Raw genomic sequence first — 17147 nt, forward strand, 5'->3', positions numbered from 1 at the left:
GGCCCCGCGCCCCCCCGCCCGCGGCGCGGGCGCCCCCCCCCGCGCCCCCCCGGGTCGACGCCGGGTCCGGGTCGGGGTCGGGTCCGACCCTGAGTCCGGCGCCGCCGCCGGCGCCTCAGGCGTGGAGCGGCGCGGGCTCGGGGAGCGGGACGGCCGGGAAGTCGATCTCGGTCCGGCCGACCGAGTTGAACCAGTTGGTGAAGGAGTTCAGCGCGACCGCGCCGATGATCTCGCCGATCTCTCCGTCCCCGTAGCCGGCCGCGCGCACCTCGGCGAGGTCCTCGTCGGAGACGAAGCCCTTGCTGCGGAGCACGGCCCGGGCGAACCGCAGGGCGGCGGCCTCCTTCGGGTCGGCGGCGCCGGCGTGGCCGCCGGCGGCGAGGTCGGCCGGGCTGACGCCGGCCCGGGCGCCCAGCACGTGGTGGGCGGCGTAGCAGTAGTCGCAGGCGTTCTCGACGGCGGTGACCAGGGCGATCTGCTCCCGCAGGCCGGCGCCGAGGCGCCCCTTGGCCAGGGCGCCGGCGAAGGCCAGGTAGGCCTCCAGGACGGCGGGCGAGGCGGCCATGGCGCGCATCATGTTGGGCGTCACGCCGAGGGCCCGCTCGACCTTGTCGAGGAGTGCCTTGGCGTCGGGTCCGGCGGTCGCGGGGTCGATCGTGCCGAGTCGGGGCATGGCTGTGCTCTCCGTTCGCTGCGATGGACGTTCGTTGGCAGTGCCAAGTGATTGTTGGCAGTGCCAAATATAGTTGGCACTGCCTAGAATGCAAGGGCATCGAACGCCACCCAGCGGAGAGGACCCGACCCCATGGCGGACCAGCTGCCCGGGCTCTCCCCCAGCGAACAACTGCTGATCGGCCTCACCCGGCTCGGCCAGGCCGTCCGCCTCAGCACCTGGCACCACACCGGCCCGGTCCGGCTCACCCCGCTCCAGGCCGACATCCTGCTGTTCCTGGCCGGCGACCCGCGGCCCCGCCGCCAGGGCGAGATCGTCACCGCACTCGCCTCCACCGCACCCACCGTCAGCGACGCCGTCCGCGCCCTCACCGGCAAGGACCTGGTGGACCGTCGACGCGACCGGGCCGACTCGCGCGCCGTCACCCTGACCCTCACCGACGCCGGCCGCGCCGAGGCCGAACGCCTCGCCGTCGTCCCCCCACCGCTCGGCGAGGCGCTCGCGGCACTCGACGAGGACACCGTGGCCGCGATGCTCCGCGGCACCACCACGATGATCCGCGCACTCCAGCGCCACGACGCCGTCCCGGTCTCCCGCACCTGCGTCACCTGCCGCTTCTACCGGCCCGACGCGCACCCCGAGGACCCGCGCGCACCGCACCACTGCGACTTCGTCGACGCCCCCTTCGGTGACGGCCGGCTGCGCGTCGACTGCCCCGACCACGAACCGGCCGTCTTCCCCGACGACGAGTCGGTGACCCTCCCCGACGACCGCCCCGCGCCGAAGCCGTCGACGCCCTCCGGGGGCCGTGCAGCAAACCGGGAGCAACCGGGCGCCTCGTGATTGAGTAGGCCGCATGAACCCGCAGACCTCCCGCCCCCTGCCCGACCGGCCGCTGCCCGGCCGGCCGCTGCGCGTCGGCCTGATCGGCTACGGCCTGGCCGGCTCCGCCTTCCACGCCCCGCTGATCGCCACCACACCGGGGCTGCGGCTGGACGCCGTGGTCACCGCCAACCCCGAACGCCGCGAGCAGCTGGCGCGCGAACACCCCGGCGCCCGCGCCGTGGACACCCCCGAGCAGCTGATCGCCGACCCGGACGCACTCGACCTGGTCGTCATCGCCTCGCCCAACCGCACCCACGCCCCGCTCGCCCGCGCCGCCCTGCGGGCCGGACTGGCCACCGTCGTGGACAAGCCGCTGGCCGGCACCGCCGCCGAGGCGCTGGAACTGTGCCGGCTCGCCGAGGAGCGGGGAGTCCTGCTCTCCGTCTTCCAGAACCGGCGCTGGGACGGCGACTTCCTCACCACCAGCCGCCTGGTGCGCGGCGGCGCCCTCGGCCGGGTCCACCGCTTCGAGTCCCGCTTCGAACGCTTCCGCCCCAAGCCCAAGCCGGGCTGGCGCGAGCTCGCCGACCCGGCCGAGGTCGGCGGCACGCTGTACGACCTGGGCAGCCACCTGGTCGACCAGGCGCTCACCCTGTTCGGGCCCGTCGAGACGGTCTACGCGGAGATCGACGTGCGGCGCGACGGCGCGGTCGTGGACGACGACGCCTTCCTCGCCCTCACCCACGCCTCCGGCACCCGCTCGCACCTGTGGACCAGCGCCATCACCCCGCTGATCGGCCCCCGGCTGCGGGTGCTCGGCGACACCGCCGGGTACGTCAAGCCCGGCATGGACCCGCAGGAAGCGGACCTGCGGGCGGGCCTGCGCCCCGACGGCACCAACCCGTGGGGTGCCGACGACCCCTCGTACTACGGCACCCTCGGCACCGACGAGTCGACGATCACCCTCCCGACGGACCCCGGCGACTACCCCGCCTTCTACGCGGGCATCGCCGCCGCCCTGACCGACCCCGGCACCCCGCCCCCGGTCGACCCGCACGACGCGGTGGCCACCCTCACCGTCCTGGAGGCCGCCCGCGCCTCCGCCGCGACCGGCACCACGGTCCGCCTGCGCTGACGAAAGCCTCGCCGGAACCCGTCGCCCCCGCGGACCCGATTCCTGCGATGAGCGGATGAACAGTCAGCGGGGGCGGCAGATCGACGCCGACGAGCGTCGCGAACGCGAACGGGCCTGGTCCGCCGAGCAGAAGGAGCGCGAGAAGGCCTGGACCGCGCGGTTCGAAGAACGCCGGAAGGTCATCGAGGCCGAGAGCCGCGAACGCCTACGGGCCGAGTCCATCGCCGCGGAACGGGCGGCCTGGGCGAAGGGCGAACGGGCCGGGTCCATCGGCTACCTCGACGTCACCGGACCCGACGAAGTGCCCGTACGGATCGCCGTGGTGTGGCTCGGACGCTTCCGCGCCACCCGCAAGCCGCTCGACAACCACGACCCGATCCCCGCCACCGACCTGAGCGCCGCAGGCGGAGGAGGCCTCCTCCTCTTCCTCCTCTACGTCGTCCTCGTCGGCCTGAACACCGGCCTGCGCTCACTCACCCTGCGGCTCACCGGCCGCCCCCGCTGGGCCGTCGGCACCGCCACCGGCCCCGACCGGGGCAAGGGCGGCGGGAACAACACCGTCCTACTGCGCAGCCACAGCCACCGCGAGGCCCTGCGGTACGCCGCCGCCCTCGCCGACCGGGTCGAACAGGACGGGACCGCCGCCCTCACACCCCGATGACCTCCACCGCCGAGCCCAGCCCCCGGAAGTCCGCCACGTTGCGGGTGTACAGCGGCAACCCGTGGGCCGAGGCCACGGCGGCGATCATCAGGTCGATCCGACGCGGCCGCGGCTGCCGCCCCGCAGCGATGGTCAGCGTGACCAACGTCCCGTAGCGGGCAGCGGCGGCCGCGTCGAACGGCAGCGGATCGAAGTCGGCCATCGCCGCACCCAGCACCTCCAGCCGCGCCGCCCGGCTCGCCGGGTCACGGGCCATCGACACGCCCTGCTGCAGCTCCGCGAACGTGATCGCGGTCAGCTCCGGCACGGCCGGCAGGTCCGCCGGGCTGAGCAGCGCCAGGTCGATGTAGACGCACGTGTCCAGCACCCCGGCGGGCCGCCGCCGCGACGCCCTCCGGCGCTCAGCCACGCCGCCGCTCGAACGGGTCGTCGCCCCCGTCGCCCACCAGCTCCTCAGGCCCGAAGTCCTCCTCGGCCTCCTTGCGCATCTGCTGGTAGTCCACCCGCGGCAACTTCACGTGCCGCGCCACCAGTTCCTCCGCGGTGAGCCGCCGCCGCCCCGACACCGGCCGCAGCTCCGCGACCTCGACCCCGTTCCTGGTGATGTGGAAGGTCTCCCCCGCCTCCACCGCATCCATCACCGCGGCGGAGTTGTTCCGGAACTCCCGCTGGGTAATCGTCTTCATGCTTCCAAGGTAGCCCCACGTAGCACCACCGGCTACACCCCGCGCGCCACCGGAAAAACCCCTCCCCGCCGTGCCCCGTCCGCCAGGTTCGACCACTGATCGTTCGCCCGGAGGGGGGCTGCCGTCGATGGCCGGAAGCAGTGAGGGGAACCCGTGGCTCAACGGCCAGGACGGCCCACCCCCGGCCGACCCGCCCCACACCACCGGGGGCGCCGACCGTGAGGGCACGGTCGCGGACCCCGGCCGGGAGACGCGATGACGGCACCGCGGCGGAGGCGCCGGCTCAGGTGGGTCCTCGCGCCGGCGCTGGCGGTGGAGGCGGACGGGGGTACGCGGGTGTGGGTGGACGCGATGGATGCGCCCTAGCGAGAAATCGGGTGGCGTGCGGGAACCCGGGGGGTCGTAGGATCGTCCTGCCTGTACGTCCGGGAACCGGCGAGACACCGAGGAGGAGTGGGCCGTGGCTGTGGTTGCGATGTTGCTGGGGCTGCTCCGGGTGTTGACCGGGGACCTGGGGAGTGAGAGCGGGACGCTGGCGTCCGTCGCGGCCGTCGCGGCCGTGACGCTGGTGGCCGGGGCGGTCGCCGGGGCGTTGGCGGGGGCTCGGCTCCTGGGGGCGCGGGCGCCGGCGGCGGTGCGCAGCGGGATGCTGCGACGTCGGGCGTTCGGTACGGCGTTCCTTCCGCAGCGTGATCCGGATGCCCGGGGCCGGCGACGCCCCAGGGCGCCGGGGGCGGCCCTGGCGGCCGCGTAACCCCCTCGTGGTTTCCGGAGCTTCGCGGCTCCGGGCTTCTTCGCGGCCGTCCTCCGCCGTTCACTCATGTCCTGAGACCCCGGAGGGCTCGCTTCACCATGTCCGTTCTCGCCGTTCTCGATCCTGCCGTCGCCGTCGCGCACACCGTCGTCGCCGCCATCGCCCACGTCCTGCCGACCGCGTTGGCGATCGTGCTGTTCACCGTCGCCGTCCGGCTCGCGCTGCATCCGCTGGCGCGGGCGGCGGCGCGCGGGGAGAAGGCGCGGGCCGTGCTCGCGCCGAAGGTCGCCGCGTTGAAGAAGAAGCACGAGAAGCGCCCGGAGAAGTTGCAGGAGGCGCTGGCCGCGATGTACCGGGAGGAGCAGGTGTCGCCGTTCGCGGGGTGTCTGCCGGTGCTGGTGCAGATCCCGTTCTTCTCGGTGATGTACCGGCTGTTCACCACCCCGAACGACCTGCTCGACCACACCCTGTTCGGCGTGCCGCTGGGTCTGCACGTGGGTGGCGCGCAGGGCGCCGGGCAGGTCGCGGTGTTCGGGGTGCTGTACGCGGGGCTGGCGGCGGTCGGGTACGTGAACTTCCGCCGGACGCGGCGTGCGGCGGCGGCGCAGCCCACCCCTCAGCCGGGGGCGGGGCTGCTGCCGTACCTGTCGTTCGGGTCGGTGCTGTTCGCGATGCTGGTGCCGGTGGCCGCCGCGCTGTACCTGCTGACGACGAGCGCGTGGTCGGCCGCCGAGCGGGCCTGGCTGTACCGGGACGGGACGCCGGCGCCGGTGGCGGTACTGCCGGTCTGAGGCCGTCGGACCGTCCCGGTTGGGCTGTCCCGGTGGGGCCCGGGGCGGTGGGGCTGAACCGGGCCGGGCCGGTCCGGGAGCCGGACCGGCCGGGTCAGAAGTGGCGCAGCAGTTCGGGGAAGGCCCCGAGCTGCAGCGTCGCCTCGTCCGGGCCGAGGTCCTCGTGCTCCAGCACCCAGGTGTGCTCGTGCGGGATGAAGACGGTGCGCAGGCCGGCCCGGCGGGCGGGGGCGATGTCGGACTTGGGCGAGTTGCCGATCATCCAGGTCCGGTCCGGGTCGAGGCCCAGGTCGGCGGTCAGTTGCCGGTAGGTGTCGACCGACTTCTCGGCCACGATGTGGACGCCCCGGAAGTGGTGGTCGATGGTGGAGGCGGTGACCTTGCCCTGCTGCTCGTCCTGGTCGCCCTTGGTGAGCAGGAGCAGGTGGTGGCGGTCGGCGAGGGCGGTGAGGGTGTCGGCGACGCCGGGGATCAGTTCGACCTGCCGGGTGTTGAGCGGCGTCAGCAGTTCGTCGATCCGGGCGTACTCGGCCGGGGTGGGGGTGCGGCCGTCGTTGAGCTGGTGCAGGCAGTCGGCGAGGCTCTGCCGGAAGACGGTGGCGCCGTAGCCGAGGCTGGCGGAGTTGGTGGCCTCGATGCCGTCCAGGAGGGACCGGGTCCGGTCGCGCTCGGCCGGGGTGGTGACCCAGTCCAGGAAGCCGTCGATGACCCGCTCGAAGAGGACGTTGTTCTCCCAGAGGGTGTCGTCGGCGTCGAAGATGAGGATCTGGTCGGTGTGCATCCGGTGGTCTCCAGGGTGGGGCGTCGAGCGATCGGGTGGGCGAACGGGCCGGGCGCGCAGGCCGGGCGAACGGGTGGGCGCGCAGGCCGGGCAGGGGCCGTCAGGCGGGTGGGAGCAGGCGGGCGGCGCGGTCGAGGGTCTCGCGGAGGTTGTCCTCGGTGGTGCGCCGCTTGGCCTCCTCGACGGTGAGCCACTCCAGCGGGGAGGCCGGGTTCTCCGGGCGGGCCCGGTCCGGGGTGGCGGTCGCCAGGAGGAAGCGCAGGTCGGCGTGGTCGTGGGCGGGTTCGGCGGGCGAGGCCGGGACGGGGACCACGGCGAGGTGGAGCAGGGCGGCGTCGGGCCACGGGGTGAGGTCGGTGAGGCCGGTCTCCTCCCGGCCCTCGCGCAGGGCGATGTCGAGTGGCCGGGTCTCTCCGGGGTCTCCGTGGCCGCCGATCTGCAGCCAGGCCTGTTGGCGGACGTGCCAGCGCAGCAGGACGCGGCGGGTCGGCGGGTGGACGACCAGCGCGGAGGCGGTGAAGTGGAGGGGGAAGGTGCTGCGGTTCCACGGGTCGGGGGTGTCGAGGAGGCTGCGGGCCCGCTCGTGGTCGGCGGTCTCGACCGGGCCCTGCGGGCGGTGGTCGTCGAGCAGTCGGGCCGGTTCGGGGCTGGGCGACGGGTTGCCCGTGGTCACCATGGCTCTGCGCTCCTCGTCCTGCTCCGGGGACCGTCCGGGTCCGCGACGGGACCGTCCGGGTCCGCGACGGGACCGTTCCGGGTCCTTGACGGGACCGCGACGGACCCGTTCCTGGGTCCGTTCCGGAGTCCGTTCCGGGTCGACTGCGGACAGTCTCGGAGCACGTCAACGGGCTTGTGGGGAAAGGGTGGTCGGGCCCGGGGCTTCCGGTTCCGGCGAACCCGCGCAGCCTAGCCCGGGGGCCGTCGGGGGGCCCACCGGTTTTCGCCCTGCCGCACGGCGGTACTGCCGTGCAGCAGGGGCCGTACCGGCTGGTCGGGGCGTTCCGGGGAGGCCGTAGCCTGTGGTGATCGTTACGGGACAGGTGGAGGGATGTCGTCATGGTGGCTGCTCCGGCGCTCGCCGAGCTGCGCGAGGTGTGCCAGCCGCAGGCCAAGCTGCAGAGCCGCAACGGTGAGCACTGGGCGGGCCGGCTGTACATGCGGCGGATCTCGCTGCTGACCACCCGGCAGCTGGTCCGCACCTCGGTGTCGCCGAACACCCTGACCTGGGTGATGGTGGTGTGCGGGGTCGGCGGCGGCGCGGCCCTGCTGATTCCGGGGCTGACCGGCGCGGTACTGGCGGCCGTGCTGTTCCAGCTGTTCCTGCTGTTCGACTGCGTGGACGGCGAAGTCGCGCGCTGGAAGCGGCAGTTCAGCATGGCCGGGGTGTACGTGGACCGGCTCGGCGCCTACCTGGCGGACGCGGCGCTGATGATCGGCGCGGGTGTCCGGGCGGCGCGCGGCGGCTCGGAGCTGTGGGTGTCGGTGGGCCTGGCGGCCGCGCTGGGCGTGGTGCTGCTCAAGGCGTCGACGGACCTGGTGGACGTGGCCCGGGCCCGCAGCGGGCAGCCGCCGGCGGACGAGGAGTCGACCCAGCCGCGGTCGCAGGGCATCGCGACGGCCCGGCGGTTCGCCTCGGTGTTCAAGATCCACCGGGTGACGAACGGCATCGAGGCCTCGCTGGTGCTGCTGGCCGCGGCCGCGGTGGACAGCGGGCTCGGCAACCTGGACGCGACGCGGGCGGCGCTCGCGGGGATCACGGTGATCACCTGGGGCATGGTGGTCGCGCACCTGGCGTCGATCCTGTCCTCCTCGCGTCTGCGCTGAGCCCGGTCGGGAGGCCGGTCGACCGGACGAAGGGCCGACCGACGAAGGGCCGACCGATCGGAACGACGACTGCCCGGAAGGACGGCTGAACGGCCCTCGACCGGGAACCGGCCCCGGGCGGGAGGGTGACGCGGTCCTCCCCCACCCGGGGGAGGACCGCCGGCGAAGCCCGTCGCCGGGTGGACGCGGCGGCCCGGGGCCGGGCGGGACCGTGGGGGCATGACGATGACCCAGCCCGCCGCCACCGCACACGTCGCCGCCCCGGCCGCAGGTACCACCACTGCCGCCGCCCGGGCCGCTGCCGTCCGGGCCGCCGTGCCGGCCCCGCCCCGGTGGGCCGTGCGGGCCGCGCACGTCGCGGCCGTCACCGCGCTGCCGGCCGGGCTGTGGCGGCTCGGCCTGGTCACGGGCTGGCACGGCGGTTACACCGACGCGGGTTACCAGGCGATGGGGTTCACCGGCTGGGGCGCGGTGTGGCCGGTCTTCCTGAGTCTGTTCACCGAGGCGCTGGCGCTGCTCACCCTCGGGCTGGTCCGACCCTGGGGCACGGTGCCGCCGCGCTGGGTCCCGTTCGTCGGCGGTCGCCCGGCCGCCCCCCGCGTGGTGGTTCGCGCGGCGCTGCTCGGTGCCGCCGGGCTGGCCGTGCTCTGGACGCCGTTCGCCGGGTGGTGGGCCATGCCGGGCACGGGCATGACCCCGCCGGGCCACTTCCTGGTCGGCTTCCTCTACCTGCCCACCGTCGCCTGGGCGCCGTTGCTCGCCGCCGTGGCCGTGTCGTACCGCCGCCGCCACCGGGCAGCGGCGGCGCTCTCCCGCACGGCCTGAGGCGCGTCCCGCACGGCCCGGCGGGGCGTCACGCGCCGGAGCGGGAGCGGCCCGATGTGACGCGGATCACCGCAGCGGGCGGGGTCCGCCGGACAGGACCGGGTGTGGAGCAATCGATACGGGCGCGGATCCGCGCCGGGGACGCCGAGGCGTTCGGGCAGGTCTTCGAGGACCATGCCCGGACGGTGTACCGGCACGCGGTACGGATGACCGGGGACCGGACCGTCGCCGAGGACGTGGTCTCACTGACCTTCCTGGAGGCCTGGCGGGTGCGCGCGCGGATCGCGCCCGAGGGCGACAGCCTGGCGCCGTGGCTGCTGGGGATCGCGGGGAACGTCATCCGCAACACCCGCCGGGCGGCGCGCCGGCACCAGAAGGCACTGGCGAAGCTTCCGCCGCGCGAGGTCGTGCCGGACTTCTCCGGCGAGCTGGCGGGGCGGATCGCCGATGCCGAGGAACTGGCCGCCGCGAAGGCCGCGTTGGAGCAGCTGCGGCCGGCCGAGCGGGAGGTCTTCGCGCTCTGCGTGTGGGAGGGGCTGGATCACTCGGCGGTCGCGGAGGCGCTCGGCAGACCGGTGGGCACGATCCGTTCCCGGCTGTCGCGCGCCCGGACCCGGCTGCGCGAGCTGACGGCGCGGGAGGTGGCCTCGGCGGCCGCGGCGCGTTCCGCGCGCGCGGCGCAGCGCCCGGGCAGCACCGGACAGGTACCAGGTGACCGCACGTCCGCGGTCCGGCCGACCAAGGAGACGATCCGATGAGCGCCACCCCCCGGGACCGGTCCGACCGGGCCGATCGGGAGGAGATGGCCCGGCTGCTGCCGGCCGCGGCCGCCCCGGAACTCGACCAGGGCCGCTTCCTCCTGATGAAGGACCACCTGATGGACAGCATCGCCGACACCGCCGCCCCCCGGCGGGCCTCCCGCCGACGCACCCTGCTCCTGCGGGCGGCCCTCCCGCTGGGACTGGCCGCCGCGGTGGCCGGGGCCCTCCTCACCTTCGCGACCGACGACCCGGGGGCCATGAACGACGACACCGGCCGGTCCCTGGGCAACGCCAGCACGGTCGCGTACACCCTGGAGAGCGCCGAGGACGTCGTCCGGCTCAGCATCCTGGAGCAGAACAAACCGGTGGACACGGTCCAGTTGCAGCACGACCTGGACCGGTTCGGGATCCGCGCCCGGGTCTACGCGGGCGAGCCCGGCTGCCGGACCAAGCGGCCGAAGCAGCCGGAGCACGTGGACCTCAACGCCGGGTGGGACATCGAGCTGCGGCCCGGGAACAGCCCGATGGTGCTGACCGTCCACCCGCGCCTGCTCCCGAAGAACACGGAGATCTTCATCTACCTGCCACTGGCCAAGACCGATCCGGCCAACAGCTTCCGCGAGTTGGAGGCCGGGCTGATGCAGTCCCCGGGCCCCGCCTGCCTGGAGTCCAGGGAGTTCGTCAACCCGCTGGCGAGCCTGTTCCCGACCAGCCCGCCGCCCTCCCGGTGATCCGGGCCTGATCCGAATGCCGCACCCCTTCTCCGGAACCAATCGGACTACATATACAGTCCATCGACATATACAGTCGTCCGACAGAAGGGGTGCGGCCCATGCCGCCACTCACCACCACCCGGCCCGCCGGCACCGACCCGGCCACCGGACCCACGGCCGTCCGCCCGGCCGCCGCCACCCGGCCCACGGCCGCAGGGCGGGCCGCACGGGCCCTCACCACCCGGGCCCTCGCGCTCCACCCCGGGGTCGTCCTGGTCGCCGGATACGTCGCCGAGCTGCTGTTCCGGCTCATCCTGGTCCGGCACATGAGCTTCCCGTCCGTCCACCCCGACGAGGACTCCTACCTCGTCCTGGCACGCGTCCTCGCGGGCCGCCCGACGACCGAGATCCCGGTCGGCGTGGTCATCCCCGGCGGCTACCCCCTGCTGATCTCCCCCGCGCTGCGCCTGGCCGACGACCCGGTCACCGCCTACCGGCTGATCATGGTCATCAACGCCACGGTCAACGCGCTGGTGCTGCCGCTCGCCTACGTCGCCCTGCGCCGGCTCGGTCTGCGCCGGCGGCTCGCGTACGTCTTCGGCGGCGTGACCGCCCTGCTGCCGCCGGTGATCTTCTACTCGCAGTTCGCGCTGACCGACGCCGTCCTGCCCGTGCTGATCCTCGCCTGGCTGCTCTGCCTCCACGGCTGGCTCGCCGACGGCACCGGGCGGCGCCGCACCTGGCACGCCGTCGGGGCCGGTGCGGCGGCCGGTTACGCGATGGCCACGCACGACCGCGGCGGCGTGGTGGTCGCACTGACCGCCGCCGTCCTCCTCGGCGTCCTGCTGCTGCGCCGCGCGCCGTGGCGCGCCACGGCCGCCGGGCTGGCCGCGCTCGGCCTCGGCGTGCTCGGCGCGCAGCTGCTGTCGGCCTGGCTGCACGCCCAGTTCACCGTCGCGAACAGCGATGTCGGCGGGTTCCTCTGGCGGGGGCTGACCGATCCGGGGGCCGCCCAGCGGACGCTCACCCGCACCGCCGGGCAGATCTGGTACTTCACCGCCTCCACCTGGGGCATCGGCGGGCTGGCCGTCGTCGCCTGCCTGTGCGCGGTGGCCGACCGCCGCCTCCCGCGGGAGCTCCGGGTCACCGGCGGCGTGCTGGTGGCACTGCTGTTCGGCACCGCCCTGGCCTCCGCCGCCGCGCTGCCGGCCGACGGCCGGATCGACGACTGGGTGTACGCCCGCTACACCTCCTACCTCGTCCCGGCGGCCTTCGTCATCGGCATCGCGCTGCTCGCCGGACGCGGACGCCGCGTGCTGGGCCGGACGGCGGCCGTGACGGCGGGGCTCATGGTGCTGCTCGCCGGGACGGTGGTCGAGTCGGCCGGTTCCAAGCTGCGCACCGAGGTCTTCATTCTCTGGGGCATGCCGGACAGCTCGTTCCTGGCCGGTGACTGGGGCCGGCTCGACATGTTCCGGGCCACCGCCGCCGCACTGGTCGTGCTCACCGCGGTGGTCCTGGTGCGCCTGTCCGGCGGGCGGCGGGTGCTCCCGGCGATCGGCGTCTCACTGGCGCTGTTCGCCGCCTTCGCGACCACGACGATCACCGCGCAGGTCGCCGCGCCGCACGCGAAGTGGCGCGAGGGCCTGGCGACGGGCTTCACCCGCGACTCCGGGGTCGGGGCGGGCGACAACGTGGTCTTCGCCTGGGACCTCGACTGGTCGCTGCGCGGCACCCAGGCCTTCGAGGTCTACCGGGGTCGGGTCTGGTTCCTCGACCCCCGCTGGCAGCCGCTGCCGGCGGAGGCGAGCGCCCTGGTCACCCCGCTGCCCCCGGCGGGGCAGCCGGCGGAGGCCTACTGGCCGGACCACCCCGCCGCCTGGTACGTCGAGCGGGCCGACGCACGGCAGAACTGGGCGGTCTGGCGGCACCGTTGAGTCGGCTACCCGGCCTCGCCGCCGCGCACCTCGGGGCCGCCGCCACGGCCCCCGGGCCCGCCGCCGCACACCCCGTCCTCGCCGCCACGGCCCCCGGGCTCGCCCCCGGGTCGCCCGTAGGCGGCGAGGACGGTGTCGAGGAGGCCGGGGAAGCGCCGCTCCAGGTCGACGGTCCGAAGTGCGGAGAAGCGGCGGTTGGCCTCCTCCCGCTGACTGATCAGGCCGGACTCGCGCAGCACCTTGAAGTGGTGGCTGAGCGTGGAGGGCGCGACGTCCACGGGGAAGGTGCCGCAGGCCCGTTCGGGTTCGGCGCGCAGGACCCCGACGATGGTCATCCGGGTGGGGTCGGAGAGTGCGTGCAGGACGTCGAGGAGGTCGATCTCCTCGGTCGCGGGGTGTGCGAGCGCTGGTCGGCGGCGGGTGCTGCGGGGCACGGTCAGACCTCCCTGATCTGCGATGTTCGACATCCATGGAAACTGCGTGGTACCACTGTCCCGCGTCAATTTCGTAGTTCGTCGAACATCGTAGTCGAGGGGGACCGACATGCGCGCACTGGTGATGACCGCACCCGGTGGGGCCGAGAACTCGCAGATCCGGGAGATCGGGGCACCGACCCCGGGGCCCGGCGAGGTGGCGATCGACGTCGCCTACGCCGGACTGAACTTCGTCGACGTGATGGCCCGCCGCGGCGACGGCGGCTACACCTCGGAGTGGCCGTACCGGCCCGGCAAGGAGGTCGCCGGCACGGTCCGGGAGATCGGCGAGGGCGTCACCGGCCTCGCCGTCGGCGACCGGGTCGTGGCCGCGCCCGTCGGCGCGGGCCTCGCGGAGGTGGCGGTCGCCGAAGCCGCGCTCACCGTGCCGCTCCCGGACGGCGTGGCCCTGCGCGAGGCCGCCGCCGTCCCGCTCGGCCTGGCCACCGCGATGCTGCTGCTGACCGGCGCCGGCCGGTTCGACGCCGGCGACACCGTGCTGGTCCACTCGGCGGGCGGCGGCATCGGCAACGCCGTCGCCCAGCTCGTCCCGCTGCTCGGCGGCGGCCGGCTGATCGGCACCGTCGGCCGCCCGGAGAAGGCCGCCGCCACGGTCGCCTCCGGCTACGACCACGCCTTCGCCCGCGACGAGGCGCTGTCCGAAGCCGTCCGGAACGCCACCGACGGCCGGGGCGTCGACCTCGTCCTCGACCCGCTGGGCACCGAGGCCCTCGAACTCGACCTCGCCGTGGCGGCACCCGGCGCCCGTATCGTCCTGTTCGGCAACGCGGGCGGCGGCGCCGTCGCCGACCTGCCCCCGCTCGGCCGCCTGATGGCGGGCAACCTGACCGTCACCGGCTTCAGCCACCGCGGCCTGGCCGCCACCGCCCCCGACCGGCTGGCCCGCGCCATCCGCCGGGTCCTCGACCTCCTCGCCGACGGCGGCCTGGAGCTCCCCGTCACCGAACTGCCCGACCTGACCGCCGTCGCGGCCGCGCACGACGCGATGGAGCAGCGCCGGGCCACGGGCAAGTACGTGGTACGGGTGGGTGGTTGACCCCTCATGAGGACCCGGCCGCCGGTCGGACCGGGAAGACCGCGCCCGGGTCGGCGTGGGCGACCGGACCGGCGAAACGGGCCGCCGCCCGGCCGACGGCCTCGGCCGGGGTCATGGCGCGGCCGACGTGGGTGACGAGCAGGCGCGAGGCGCGGGCCGCCGCGGCGGTGGTGCCGGCCTGCTCGGGGGTGTGGTGCACCAGGGCCCCGTCGCCCGGCTCCGGCTCGGAGCTCTCCGCCTCGCAGAGCAACAGGTCGCAGCCGTCGGCGAGTTCGGTGAGCGCGTCGCACGGGGCGGTGTCACCGGAGTAGACGAGGGAGCGGCCGCCGGCCTCCACCCGGAGGGCGAAGGCCGGCATGCCGTGCTCCACCGCCCGGCTCACCAGCGTCAGACCACCGACCCGCACCCGGTGGCCGTCGGACAGCTCGGTGACGGCGAAGGCGGATTCGACCGGGCTGCGCCGCGCCGTGTTGGTCAGGAAGGCCGCCAGCCGGTCGGCGGTTCCGCGCGGGCCGTACAGCGGGATCGGCGCGGCGAGCCGGACGTCCGCGTAGAGCGCGCCGTAGTAGGCGGTGAGCAGGTCGGCGCAGTGGTCGGCGTGCAGGTGCGAGATCCAGATCGCGTCCAGCTCGTCGAGCCGGGCGTGGCGCTGCAGCGGACCGAGGGTGCCGCTGCCGGCGTCCACCCACACCCGGGCGCCCGCTCCGGACACCAGGTAGCCGGAGCAGGGGTTGTCGGCGCTCGGGTAGGGCGTCGCGCTCCCCAGGACGGTGAGGCGCAGGGGTTCGTCGGACATCCGGCGAGGGTAGCGCCGGCGGCCGGCCCCCGTGATCATTTTCCGACCGGGCGGGGCCGGGAGGAAACACCGTCGTTGCCCCCGCGTGGGAAGTCGGCGGGGTCGACTTTCCGTGCCGGGTCGGCTTCCCGCGCGCGACGAGGCTCCGGGCCGCCGGTGCGAGCAGGCGAGGCGGCGGGCTGCCGGGCCGTCGGGCGGCGGCTGTCGGGCGTCGGGCCGTCGGCCGTCGGCCGTCGGGCCGAATATCGGCGTGCCGCGCCCTGCCCGGGCTGGTTGACTCCGTGCCATGAGCACCTCCCGGGCCCTTCCGGTCCTGCGCCCGCCCGACCGGCAGGCCCTCCACGACACCGCCCGCCTCCTGCTGGACTTCACCGAGCCGTGGGGCCGCGTCTCGGTGGACTGCCACGCGCTGGGGATGACGTCGGCGGAGGCGCGGCAGGTGCTCGAAGCCTTCCCCGGCAGCTGGGTGTCGCCCTCCGACCGGACGCATCCCGAGAGCAGCGCCGAGGTCCGCGCCCTGTTCGAAACGGGGGATCCGCGGGTGGACGAGCTGGCCCCGTTCGACGTCGACGTCTTCGAGCGGCCCCCGGGGTCGGTCGAGGAGCGCTTCCTCGGCATCGTCGGGTCCGGGCCCGCCGCGCTGTACTGGGGCGGCTTCGCCTGGCCCGCCGTCCCGGAGCTCGACCTGAAGCCGCGGGCCAAGGACGCCCACCTGCAGATCGTGCTCAACAGCCGCAACGCGGACTTCGACCGGCCGTCCGAGGACCACACGCTGTTCATCCACTTCCGCAGCGGCGACCTCGAACGCGCCGAATGGCTGGCCCGGCAGGCCGGGCTGACGCCCGTCGGCCCGGACGAGTCCGGTTGCTGACCGTCCGGGCATAGCCTCCGCTCGAACGGCGTTGGCCGGGCATGACCAAGATTCTGGTGATCGGCGCGAACGGCAGTGTGGGCAGGCACGTCGTGGCCTCGCTGGCCGAAGACGGCCACGAGGTAAGGGCGTTGGTCCGCGGCACCGCGAAGGACGCGCTGCCCGCGGGGGTCGAGGCGGTGCGGGGCGATCTGACGGTGCCGGAGAGCCTGGAGCCCGCGCTGGCCGGCGGGGTGGAGGCGGTCTACCTGATGTGGCCCGGGCTGCCCGTGGAACCCGGGGTCGTCGAGCTGATCGCCCGCCACGCGAAGCGCGTCGTCTACCTGTCGGCGGACGTGGCCGACCTCGCGGACGACGAACCGGCCGTGGTCTTCCACCAGGAGATCGAGCGGCTGGTCCGGCGGTCCGGCCTGGACTGGACCTTCGTGCGGGCGATCGACTTCGCGGGCAACCTGCTCGCCTGGGCCGACCAGGTGCGGGCGGGTGTGGTCCGCTGGCCGTACGGGCGGGCGCGCCGTTCGTTGGTGCACGAGAAGGACATCGCGGACGTCGCGGTGCGGGCGCTCACCGAGGACGGGCACCACGGCTGCCGGTACGTGGTCACCGGGCCGGAGTCGCTGTCGCACGCCGAACTGGCGGGGATCATCGGCGAGGAACTGGGCGTCGGCCTGCGGTGGGAGGAGCTGGCGCCGGAGCCGGCCCGCGAGCAGCTGACGGCGGCCTGGGGGAACGCCGCGTTCGTCGACTCGCGGCTGCGGGCCTGGGAGTCGTTCACGCGCGAGCCGGAGCGGGTGACCGACACCGTGGAGCGGGTGCTGGGGCGGCCGCCGCGCGACGTCCGCAGCTGGGTGCGGGACCACGCGGCGGACTTCCGGTAGGCGTCAGGCCCCCGGGCACCGGGCCCCCGGTCCCGGCCGCGCCGCGCCGCACCGCGCCGGGGTCAGCTCCCCTCCGGCGCCTCCAGCGAGTCGAGCCAGCCCAGCAGCCGGGCGCCTTCGCGGGTCATCACGTCCGGGTCGCGCAGGGCGTTGGCCAGCAGCGACATGCCCTGGTAGCCGGCGACCAGGGTGAGGGCCAGGCCGTCCGGGTCGGGCAGGCCCAGCTCACGGAACTGCCGCCCGGCCCAGTCGAGCAGGCGCCGGATCACTGCGCCGGCCTCCGCGTCGAGGACTCCGTCGGCCCGCTTGTCGAGTTCGGCGGCCAGGGTGCCGGTCGGGCAGCCGAACCGGGCGGCGATGTCGCGCTGCCCGATCCAGGCTTCGACCAGTGCCTTGAGGCGGTCCCGGGGGTCGGCGGTGCGCTCCAGCGCTTCGGTGAGTTCGTCCAGGTGGGCGCCGTGCTCGGTCAGCGCCGCCCGGACCAGCTCGTCCTTGGTCTTGAAGTAGTAGTAGACGTTCCCGACCGGGACGTCCGCCTCGCGCGCGATGTCGGCGAGGGTGGTGCGCTCGACGCCCTGTTCGTGGAGGACCCGGGCCGCGGGGGGCGGGGGGCGCCCCCCCGACTGGCGCTCCCGGGAGGCGCGGCTTCATGGGGAAGTCGCCCCGCACTAGAGACTCTACCCACACGTGGCCCGCGGTCAGGAGG

Annotated in this window: 20 protein-coding genes and 1 pseudogene; 13 read left to right on the plus strand and 8 right to left on the minus strand. The window is 74.8% G+C overall.

Going from position 1 to position 17147, the window contains the following annotated elements:
- Positions 1-115 precede the first annotated feature (115 nt).
- The gene (locus ACFV0O_RS10835) at positions 116-673 is read right to left on the minus strand and encodes a carboxymuconolactone decarboxylase family protein (protein WP_360253250.1); all 558 of its coding nucleotides are present in this window, start codon (positions 671-673) and stop codon (positions 116-118) included.
- Positions 674-805: 132 nt separating this feature from the next.
- Between ACFV0O_RS10835 and ACFV0O_RS10840 the strand changes: the two genes are divergently transcribed.
- Genes ACFV0O_RS10840 through ACFV0O_RS10850 form a run of 3 tightly spaced genes read left to right on the plus strand, consistent with a single transcriptional unit; the run spans position 806 to position 3294 of the window.
- Complete coding sequence (locus ACFV0O_RS10840) at positions 806-1516, plus strand: MarR family winged helix-turn-helix transcriptional regulator (RefSeq protein WP_380339249.1); 711 nt, start codon at positions 806-808, stop codon at positions 1514-1516.
- A 13-nt stretch (positions 1517-1529) separates the two neighbouring features.
- Positions 1530-2633, plus strand: a complete 1104-nt coding sequence (locus ACFV0O_RS10845) for a Gfo/Idh/MocA family oxidoreductase (RefSeq protein WP_380339252.1) — start codon at positions 1530-1532, stop codon at positions 2631-2633.
- A gap of 55 nt (positions 2634-2688) precedes the next feature.
- Positions 2689-3294: a hypothetical protein gene (locus ACFV0O_RS10850; protein ID WP_380339255.1), complete on the plus strand. Its 606-nt coding sequence runs from the start codon at positions 2689-2691 to the stop codon at positions 3292-3294.
- Here the strand turns inward: ACFV0O_RS10850 and ACFV0O_RS10855 are convergent.
- Together ACFV0O_RS10855 and ACFV0O_RS10860 are read right to left on the minus strand one after the other, a co-directional pair.
- The gene (locus ACFV0O_RS10855; RefSeq protein ID WP_360253258.1) at positions 3281-3703 is read right to left on the minus strand and encodes a type II toxin-antitoxin system VapC family toxin; all 423 of its coding nucleotides are present in this window, start codon (positions 3701-3703) and stop codon (positions 3281-3283) included. The genes ACFV0O_RS10850 and ACFV0O_RS10855 overlap by 14 nt on opposite strands.
- On the minus strand, positions 3696-3980 hold the full coding sequence (locus tag ACFV0O_RS10860) for a type II toxin-antitoxin system Phd/YefM family antitoxin (protein ID WP_380339259.1): 285 nt from the start codon (positions 3978-3980) through the stop codon (positions 3696-3698). The genes ACFV0O_RS10855 and ACFV0O_RS10860 overlap by 8 nt, the downstream gene beginning before the upstream one ends.
- A gap of 646 nt (positions 3981-4626) precedes the next feature.
- Between ACFV0O_RS10860 and ACFV0O_RS10865 the strand changes: the two genes are divergently transcribed.
- Together ACFV0O_RS10865 and ACFV0O_RS10870 are read left to right on the plus strand one after the other, a co-directional pair.
- The gene (locus tag ACFV0O_RS10865; RefSeq protein ID WP_380339505.1) at positions 4627-4734 is read left to right on the plus strand and encodes a DUF6412 domain-containing protein; all 108 of its coding nucleotides are present in this window, start codon (positions 4627-4629) and stop codon (positions 4732-4734) included.
- Positions 4735-4832: 98 nt separating this feature from the next.
- Positions 4833-5525, plus strand: a complete 693-nt coding sequence (locus ACFV0O_RS10870; protein ID WP_380339261.1) for a YidC/Oxa1 family membrane protein insertase — start codon at positions 4833-4835, stop codon at positions 5523-5525.
- A 94-nt stretch (positions 5526-5619) separates the two neighbouring features.
- Here ACFV0O_RS10870 and ACFV0O_RS10875 read toward each other — a convergent pair whose 3' ends face one another.
- On the minus strand, positions 5620-6306 hold the full coding sequence (locus tag ACFV0O_RS10875; protein WP_380339264.1) for an HAD family hydrolase: 687 nt from the start codon (positions 6304-6306) through the stop codon (positions 5620-5622).
- 100 nt (positions 6307-6406) lie between these two features.
- Entirely contained in the window at positions 6407-6982 is a 576-nt protein-coding gene (locus ACFV0O_RS10880; RefSeq protein WP_380339267.1) for an NUDIX hydrolase, read from the minus strand.
- A 380-nt stretch (positions 6983-7362) separates the two neighbouring features.
- Between ACFV0O_RS10880 and ACFV0O_RS10885 the strand changes: the two genes are divergently transcribed.
- The 5 genes from ACFV0O_RS10885 to ACFV0O_RS10905 all read left to right on the plus strand — a co-directional run bounded on the left by ACFV0O_RS10885 (position 7363) and on the right by ACFV0O_RS10905 (position 12366).
- Positions 7363-8130, plus strand: a complete 768-nt coding sequence (locus tag ACFV0O_RS10885; RefSeq protein WP_380339268.1) for a CDP-alcohol phosphatidyltransferase family protein — start codon at positions 7363-7365, stop codon at positions 8128-8130.
- Positions 8131-8349: 219 nt separating this feature from the next.
- The gene (locus ACFV0O_RS10890) at positions 8350-8955 is read left to right on the plus strand and encodes a hypothetical protein (RefSeq protein ID WP_380339271.1); all 606 of its coding nucleotides are present in this window, start codon (positions 8350-8352) and stop codon (positions 8953-8955) included.
- 104 nt (positions 8956-9059) lie between these two features.
- Positions 9060-9713, plus strand: coding sequence for an RNA polymerase sigma factor (locus tag ACFV0O_RS10895; RefSeq protein WP_380339274.1), 654 nt, complete (start codon positions 9060-9062; stop codon positions 9711-9713).
- Complete coding sequence (locus ACFV0O_RS10900) at positions 9710-10447, plus strand: hypothetical protein (RefSeq protein ID WP_380339277.1); 738 nt, start codon at positions 9710-9712, stop codon at positions 10445-10447. Before ACFV0O_RS10895 ends, ACFV0O_RS10900 begins: the two co-directional genes overlap by 4 nt.
- Positions 10448-10548: 101 nt before the next feature.
- A complete protein-coding gene (locus tag ACFV0O_RS10905; protein WP_380339280.1) occupies positions 10549-12366 on the plus strand; it encodes a phospholipid carrier-dependent glycosyltransferase in 1818 nt (605 codons plus the stop codon).
- 5 nt (positions 12367-12371) lie between these two features.
- On the opposite strand, the gene ACFV0O_RS10910 is transcribed toward ACFV0O_RS10905, so the two are convergent.
- Positions 12372-12800, minus strand: coding sequence for an ArsR/SmtB family transcription factor (locus ACFV0O_RS10910; RefSeq protein ID WP_380339283.1), 429 nt, complete (start codon positions 12798-12800; stop codon positions 12372-12374).
- A gap of 109 nt (positions 12801-12909) precedes the next feature.
- On the opposite strand from ACFV0O_RS10910, the gene ACFV0O_RS10915 reads away from it, so the two are divergent.
- Positions 12910-13896 carry a zinc-binding alcohol dehydrogenase family protein gene (locus ACFV0O_RS10915; protein WP_380339286.1) on the plus strand — a complete coding sequence of 329 codons (987 nt, stop codon included), beginning with the start codon at positions 12910-12912 and terminating at the stop codon, positions 13894-13896.
- A gap of 4 nt (positions 13897-13900) precedes the next feature.
- Here the strand turns inward: ACFV0O_RS10915 and ACFV0O_RS10920 are convergent, their stop codons facing one another.
- Complete coding sequence (locus tag ACFV0O_RS10920; protein WP_380339289.1) at positions 13901-14692, minus strand: MBL fold metallo-hydrolase; 792 nt, start codon at positions 14690-14692, stop codon at positions 13901-13903.
- A gap of 286 nt (positions 14693-14978) precedes the next feature.
- On the opposite strand from ACFV0O_RS10920, the gene ACFV0O_RS10925 reads away from it, so the two are divergent.
- On the plus strand, positions 14979-15563 hold the full coding sequence (locus tag ACFV0O_RS10925) for a hypothetical protein (protein WP_380339292.1): 585 nt from the start codon (positions 14979-14981) through the stop codon (positions 15561-15563).
- Between the two features lie 41 nt (positions 15564-15604).
- Entirely contained in the window at positions 15605-16441 is an 837-nt protein-coding gene (locus tag ACFV0O_RS10930) for an SDR family oxidoreductase (protein WP_380339295.1), read from the plus strand.
- Between the two features lie 62 nt (positions 16442-16503).
- On the opposite strand, the pseudogene ACFV0O_RS10935 reads toward ACFV0O_RS10930, so the two are convergent.
- Positions 16504-17040, minus strand: a pseudogene (locus ACFV0O_RS10935) (TetR/AcrR family transcriptional regulator); the annotation flags it as partial.
- Between the last annotated feature and the right edge of the window lie 107 nt (positions 17041-17147).

The sequence above is a fragment of the Kitasatospora sp. NPDC059577 genome, from assembly GCF_042735475.1.
Classification (GTDB): Bacteria; Actinomycetota; Actinomycetes; order Streptomycetales; family Streptomycetaceae; genus Kitasatospora.